Origin of the sequence: Salinibacterium sp. (assembly GCF_031364185.1) — a bacterium.
In the GTDB taxonomy this organism is placed as follows: Bacteria; Actinomycetota; Actinomycetes; order Actinomycetales; family Microbacteriaceae; genus Rhodoglobus.
Window position 1 is genome coordinate 1 of the sequence record NZ_JANLVV010000117.1, and the last position, 6,444, is coordinate 6,444.

Consider the following 6,444-nt stretch of genomic DNA (forward strand, 5'->3'; position numbering starts at 1 on the left):
TTGATGTTGAACTTCACTTTCGTGCGAGCGGGGACGGGGACGGGCAGAAAATCGGTAAACCTAATCATGTGTGCTTCCGGGTTGCGGCGACCTTGGACAGTCTGAGGCTATTGTCTCGAGGCTAGGCGCCGCAGTTCAAGCACCTCAATGGGACTGCTCTGGGTTGAGGTAATCGAGTACCCGAAATGGGACTTCTGTCGACCACGACTTTTCCGCACAGCAATCGCTCATCCTCGCCCGCGGAATACACGAGGAAACCGGCGCTGGCGGCTACCTCCCGCTGCTCGGCGAGACTGCAGTGGCACCCATCACTCACACCGCCCTCACGATGATCTCAGACCGCGAGCGCGACGTCGTTGCCCTCCTCGCTGCCGGCCCCGGCTGCGTGGAGATCGCCCCCGGCCTCCAACTATCCAAGATCTAAGCCAAGACGGGCACCACGGCCCACCACCGGCTCACCGAACTGCCGCGGTCTTCTTCAGAAGTGGTGTGGAGGTTATGTTGCAGAAACTCAAGCCCAAAGTCCAAGTTCGGAAACGCTGGGCGATCACCCCGAGATCCAAAGGAATCGAAGGGTTTAGGTCTAGCTGATTTTTATTCGGCGTTTCGACAGCCGATCGCTATCATTGCCCAGAGGCTTGGGCGCTAGCAAGTGCTGGTGTAGCTGGGACAGATGGAGACTTGTCTTGTCTAACAGAAAGATCTTGCTATTTCTTCACGGGATCGGTGGCGGGGACAAAGAAGGCCATTGGAAACTAGTCCTCAACGAGGCACTTACTCGCTTGGAATATTCCGATCTAAACCAGGTGGAAGTAATCTCGCCTCAGTACGCCCATGCCTTGAAGGGTTGGGACGAAAAGGAGGTTTTGCCCGACCTGACGGTCAAGCAGCCTATCCGCGACGTAGCCAAGCAGAACCGCCGCGACTTCGAGCATCGGATGGGGGCGGTCGAATTTCGGCTCGGACGTCACAACCGCGGTACAGGATGGGTGGGCGGCGACGCCGTTGTTCATGGGGCAGTGTTGGGCGGAGCCGCCGGAATTGGTCCTATCGCTCAAGCGCACAACTACCTCAATGACCCACAGGTGCGGGCACAGGTCCTCAATCGAACCCTCGCGACGTTACCCGAGTCCGGAGACCTTGTCATCGTTGGATACAGCCTCGGCTCTGTGATAGCCGCCGATCTCCTGCGACGTCTACCTATCGACCTCAAAGTGGATGGGATGGTGACCATCGGCAGCCCGCTGGCGAATGGAAGCTTTAATGTCGACAAACTGCGCGACACGCTCAACGAGCCACCTACGAACCTTGCCTGGTGGGTCAATTTTTGGAATGCCGGAGATCCGATTGCTGCCCATCGGGGCGTGTCGTCCGTCTTCCCCTGGATAGTCGATTTCCGAATCGACACCAAAAAGGTGCTCCTTGACGCCCATGCAGCGGAAGAGTACCTGGCCGATGAGTCCGTGGCTTCAGCCATCGGCTTCGCACTATTCGGGTCGAAGTCGAAGGAGCTTGCGGGGACTGACATGGGGTTCGACGTACCAATGAACGCGACCGAGTTCATCGCCCTTCTCGCGCTGCGATACGCATCCCTCATCAAAATGAGGTTAGAGAGCGACCTTCAGGATCGCTACGCTGGTGCAATTCGACGAGTGCAAGCGGCCGTCGTCGATGACCTCAGTAGACAGAATGAGACCGACCGCCGAACATTACCGTCTTCAGTTGCTCGCCTTGCATTCGACCTCTCAAACCCACATGCGACCGTGCCCGAGCCCCTCCCAAGCCCCCATATCGCGAAGGATGAAGCAGTCGCTCTGCTAATCACCCTCGCGTCAGTCAATGTGATTCGACCCTTTGAGATCGAGGTCTCGAAGGACAATCTGCGGGACGCGATGAAAGACCTCACCGCCGAGATGGGCTTGGGAAGTAAGTATGGCGCTGATGTGTTTGCTGCCATCAAATTGGCGCACGAAACGCTCAGCTCCGGTGGCCCAGTGAACTGGTTTAGGTGGGGTGCGATGGGCGTGGGTGCTGCCGCGATTGTTTTAGCAACTGGCGGCATGGCCCTTGCCGCTGCCCCCGGCCTTGTGGGGGCCGCAGTTATCACAAGCGCTCTAGCCAGTTTCGGCCCCGGCGGCATGATCGGCGGTCTTCTCACCGCGGGTGCCCTGGTTACCGCAGGAGGCGGTGGCATAGCCTTCGGACTTGCCAGTCCCGGAACCACGGCCGAAACCCTCGAAGTAGTCGTCGAACGCCGTCTCGCGGCTGCAATCCTGCGGCAAAGTCAGCAACTCGAGCCAGATCACTTAATTTGGAGATTCTTGGTGGAGACCGAGATTCAGGTTCGACGAGAGTACGAGCGGCTCGACGAATTCTCAGACGAATCGGCGACGACGCTCAAGGAACTCAGACGAAAGATTGATGCTATCGAGCGTGCGCTCAAATATCTGAGAGCTAATGGTCTTGAGCCCCAGGTTCCACATTTTGCAGATGAATAACTCATACGCCCTCAAGAACCATTCCACATCAGTGCGCAATCTCCAGCCGTTACGACAAAGCCGCTCACGTCGTGCGTAGCGTTCGCAAAATGGATGCCACCGCAGCTCACTGGATGCTGCGGCCACTGAGCAGAAAAAAACGACGCCCGCACCGCACATGGTGAACTCCAAAAGAATGCCCTTTGGGGGACTCGAACCCTAAAAACGGCCCAATCGCTGAGCGGGAGTGGTCCAAGAACCCCGGAAACTCAGGGGTTTTTGATGACTACGGCTGCATACGATCTAGGTCGTTTGCCAACAAGTGTGGGCAAACGGTGGGCAGATGGAGTCAATCTACGGGGTTGAAGCGCCGGACTCGGGCGATTCGACGTGAGCCGTTTCGCCTTCAAGAACTGACCTAGCAGCGTCGTCAAACAGTTCCATCATTTGTCTGTTCGTCTCGATCAGCTGCCTGCGGACACGTCCGATCTTCTGCGCTGCCGAGTCGCCTCCCTCAATATCGCCCAAGTGCTCAAGACTCGGCGCACTGTACGTGCCCAGCAGCTTTACCAAACGGGCCTCGCTCTCATCGAGGAACGGTTCGAGCTTTGGGTTCACCCCAGTTGCGGGAACACCGCTCTCATCAAAGGCCAGCAGCATCCACTCCGAGAATTGGCTTCCGAGTAGCGAGTCATCGGCCCCCAGGGCACCTCCCCAGGTCGTTACGTTGTTCGTCCCGATACGACTCGGGCGATCAAGCCACCGGAGCACCCGGGCGACTTCGGGCGGCGGCCAGGCGCTGCCCCAGACTGATCTGTGTTCCCACACGCGAACAATGAGTTCCGCGACCGCCGGCCGTTCGTCCTCGTCCGTCTGCGCACGCACGATCGCATCGGCGAGATAGTGCGACATCCAGCGCCCCAGAGTGTCAGTTGAATTGTCCAGATCCAGGAGCCCGACTATCTCCTGCCCCAATAGCTCGGATTCCGTCCATTGTCTCGACGGTTCCGTTGGATCGGATGAGGTAGATTCGGCTGCTTCCTCGGTCGTACTCATGATCGTCCCCTTCTTCGCGCGCAGTGTAAGCATTGGAATGCCTGTTCCTTGAGATACGAGATTCGACAATTGCGTCCATTCCAACTTGGGAAAGATGCTGAAGAAGGTCGTCCAGTTGCACCCAAGTCTTCACACCAGATGTGTAGCTTTCAGTGTTCGAGCGGTTGTCGTCGGGCTCGTCGCTCCACGCGAACACGTCTGAAATGCAGTGACCGTCGACTCCGTAAATGTCGCGATGGCCGAATTGCGAAGTTGCAGCGATGCTGAGCAAGAATTTGTGGCCGGCGGATGTGTATGTTGGTGCGATCCTCCTGATCGCATCGTGCTTTTCGAGGCCAAGACGTTCGCTGTAGTGCTCCTTCAGCCAGCCGCGCAGAACGAACTCACCGTCGTCGATCTCGAAGTGGTCCATGTCGTCGTCAGGCTCGCGGTTCTCCTGTGGGAGCCGGAAGTTGCTCGAATCCTTCGTGGTCTGGAGTGCGACCATTAGCGCATGCGCTGTGGCGGGTGACACCAACGCGCTGGTAACGGAGCCGACTTCGTACTGTTTGGTGTCTGAGCGATCTACATGCGCGTCGACAACAATCCGCGTCGCGGACGAATCCATCCAGAGCTGTGCGTCGAAATCAGTCGTGCTTGGTTTCCTCGGTGAAATCGCCGAAAACGGTCGATAAGTTACAGCTTCGACTGGGGCAGGACTTCGGAGCTCTGACATCCAGCGCAACCCCGAGATCGGCAAGTGATCCTCCAGCCAGTTAGCCCAAGGGTCGGACTCGTCATCATAGGGAGAAACCAGAACAGGTGTGCCAGCGTCGATAAGGGCGCCCGCAGCGAGCTGCAGCCCGTGATACTGAGCGTAGCTTCGCAAATCTTCAACCTGGGCATGCGACCCATGATCATTCTGAGTTCGCTCCCACCGGTACCGTGAGTCCTTCTCCGCAGATCCGGTGCGGACTTCATCGTCGGAGAGGGCGAGGACGTCGACGATCCAGTGCTCCGCCCGTTCTGCGACCTCGTCTGCACGCAGACCAAATACCCGACCGAACGGTTCATACCAATACGGCAATATGTCCATCATGTCGAAGTGGAATCTTGCGTCTTCACGTCTGTCTGTTCGTCCACCGCTCGAGAAATACCCCTTGGTCGCGACGCACGCCTTCGGCAAGTTGAGGAATGTGAGCTCATGGGGCGACACCTCGGCGGGCAAGTCCAAGCCTGAGCTCGCCAATACTTCAATGGTCATCTTTGCCAGCTGGCGTATCGAGGCATGAGGCAATCCAACGTTGGTGGCAATGTTCCACACCCGGCGTGACACGGGCAAAACGGATCGCGGCGATTCCGCTGCAAGCCGGAGGGCCACCATCAGAAGCCACTGAAGTGCGGACAGCGCGCGGAATCGCGGATGATCGTATATTCGCTTAGAGAAGTCCGTGGCGTCATACCGATCGAAAACACTTCCCAAAAAGCCGTCGGCGTGCGAGGCAATCGCTACAGCCGCATGCGCGCCACGCCACCTGATCGTCTTATCTGCGTGTCCCAAGATTGACCAGATGAATGCTGGAACTCCATAGACGACAGGCTCCTGCTGACCCTGCGTTTGGCGACCCGGAGTGCTCTTCTCCAATGATGAGAGCGACCAGTCCAAGGCTGGCGCAAGCTCGTCGTTTCCCAAGCTGGGGACTAGGCCTTGCGCGATCGAGAACAGTTTGTCGGCTCCAAGCGAGGCCAACTGCGGACCCAGCAGAGTGATCAGGGTTGCGCCGGCATCCTTCAGCCCCGGGAGCCGAAAGACAGCGGCGATCGTAGCTGGACTCGAATATGAGTAGTTGACGAAGTCGAGGAAGCGCGCCCGCACGAAGTCCTCAGTGTTTGAGTCAGCCCAGCGCGTGACTGGTTCAAACCCGGCCCAACCGCTCAGGATCTCTTGAAGTACGGGCAGCGATGTTGAAGAGGAGAATTGCCAAAGATCTCTCCGGCTCGCCTCCGAAGTGATTGTTTCCAAAAAGGAGACTCGCTCGGCTGGGGAACAGTGTTGTGCGAAGACCCGAAGGTAGTCCGCAGCTTGCCGATTCTCTACATAGAGGTGGGACAACTCGGAGACAGTGGAAAGCACATCAGACACATTGGCATCCGGCGCTTCAGCGAAAATAGCCTGAACTCGGCTGGCACGTTCCATCGTCTCCGCGGGGTCGGCACTCCACTCTTTCCTCGTATCGTCGTGGTCCGGAAGAGTAGCGCTCAAGCCTGTGATGCGTTCGCAAGCGTCAATGAACGGGCCGGTCACGCGATTTTCAGCAGCCCATTTCGCAATCTTCGGAGCCGCCCACAATCGTGATGTAGGTGAGAGGTCTCGGCAGATTATCTGCGCGACTGATTCGGCGCAGTCCGTCAATAGTGCTCGTGAGACGTTGGGTCGTTGTATCAGTCGACTCATTAAGTCGATCGCTGCGGCGACCGGGTAGTCTCGCGATCCACCGAGTTGTAGAAGATCGATGGCGGTGGGTTCATCAAAGTATTGCCGATCTACTGCCGCGCTGACGACGCCAGAAATACTGCGACCAAGGGGCATTTGGCCCGCGTGTTCCCAGTCCGCTGCGGTCGACAGGCCCGTCGCAGGATCTAGTGCGGCGACAGCGTGGATGGTTTCGGCCCAGGGCAAATAATCCTCGTCGCCAACGAAGGGACGGAAGTCGATGAGTGCGCTCGCAACACGGGTCGCGAGCTCTGGCGCGGAGGTGGGCGTTGAGGCACCAATCGACTCCGCGAGCGCCGCGTGTACTTTGAGTATCGCCGCGCCGTCGTTGTCAAGGCCATCCGCCGCGATTACCGAAGCGTTGTAGTAGTTGGCCGCGAGTGCGAGGTCATAGGGATCGACAGCACTTGAAACTTCCAACAGGACGTCTGCGCGATC

Annotated in this window: 4 protein-coding genes; 2 read left to right on the forward strand and 2 right to left on the reverse strand. The window is 58.1% G+C overall.

What is annotated here, in order from left to right:
• Positions 1–298 precede the first annotated feature (298 nt).
• Both RMN95_RS05325 and RMN95_RS05330 read left to right on the forward strand, forming a co-directional pair.
• Positions 299–424, forward strand: coding sequence for a hypothetical protein (locus RMN95_RS05325; protein ID WP_309615910.1), 126 nt, complete (start codon positions 299–301; stop codon positions 422–424).
• A 214-nt stretch (positions 425–638) separates the two neighbouring features.
• Positions 639–2,498, forward strand: a complete 1,860-nt coding sequence (locus RMN95_RS05330; protein WP_309615911.1) for a hypothetical protein — start codon at positions 639–641, stop codon at positions 2,496–2,498.
• A 333-nt stretch (positions 2,499–2,831) separates the two neighbouring features.
• On the opposite strand, the gene RMN95_RS05335 is transcribed toward RMN95_RS05330, so the two are convergent.
• Together RMN95_RS05335 and RMN95_RS05340 are read right to left on the reverse strand one after the other, a co-directional pair.
• Positions 2,832–3,137, reverse strand: a complete 306-nt coding sequence (locus tag RMN95_RS05335; RefSeq protein ID WP_309615912.1) for a hypothetical protein — start codon at positions 3,135–3,137, stop codon at positions 2,832–2,834.
• 268 nt (positions 3,138–3,405) lie between these two features.
• Complete coding sequence (locus RMN95_RS05340; protein WP_309615913.1) at positions 3,406–5,817, reverse strand: hypothetical protein; 2,412 nt, start codon at positions 5,815–5,817, stop codon at positions 3,406–3,408.
• Positions 5,818–6,444: the final 627 nt, after the last annotated feature.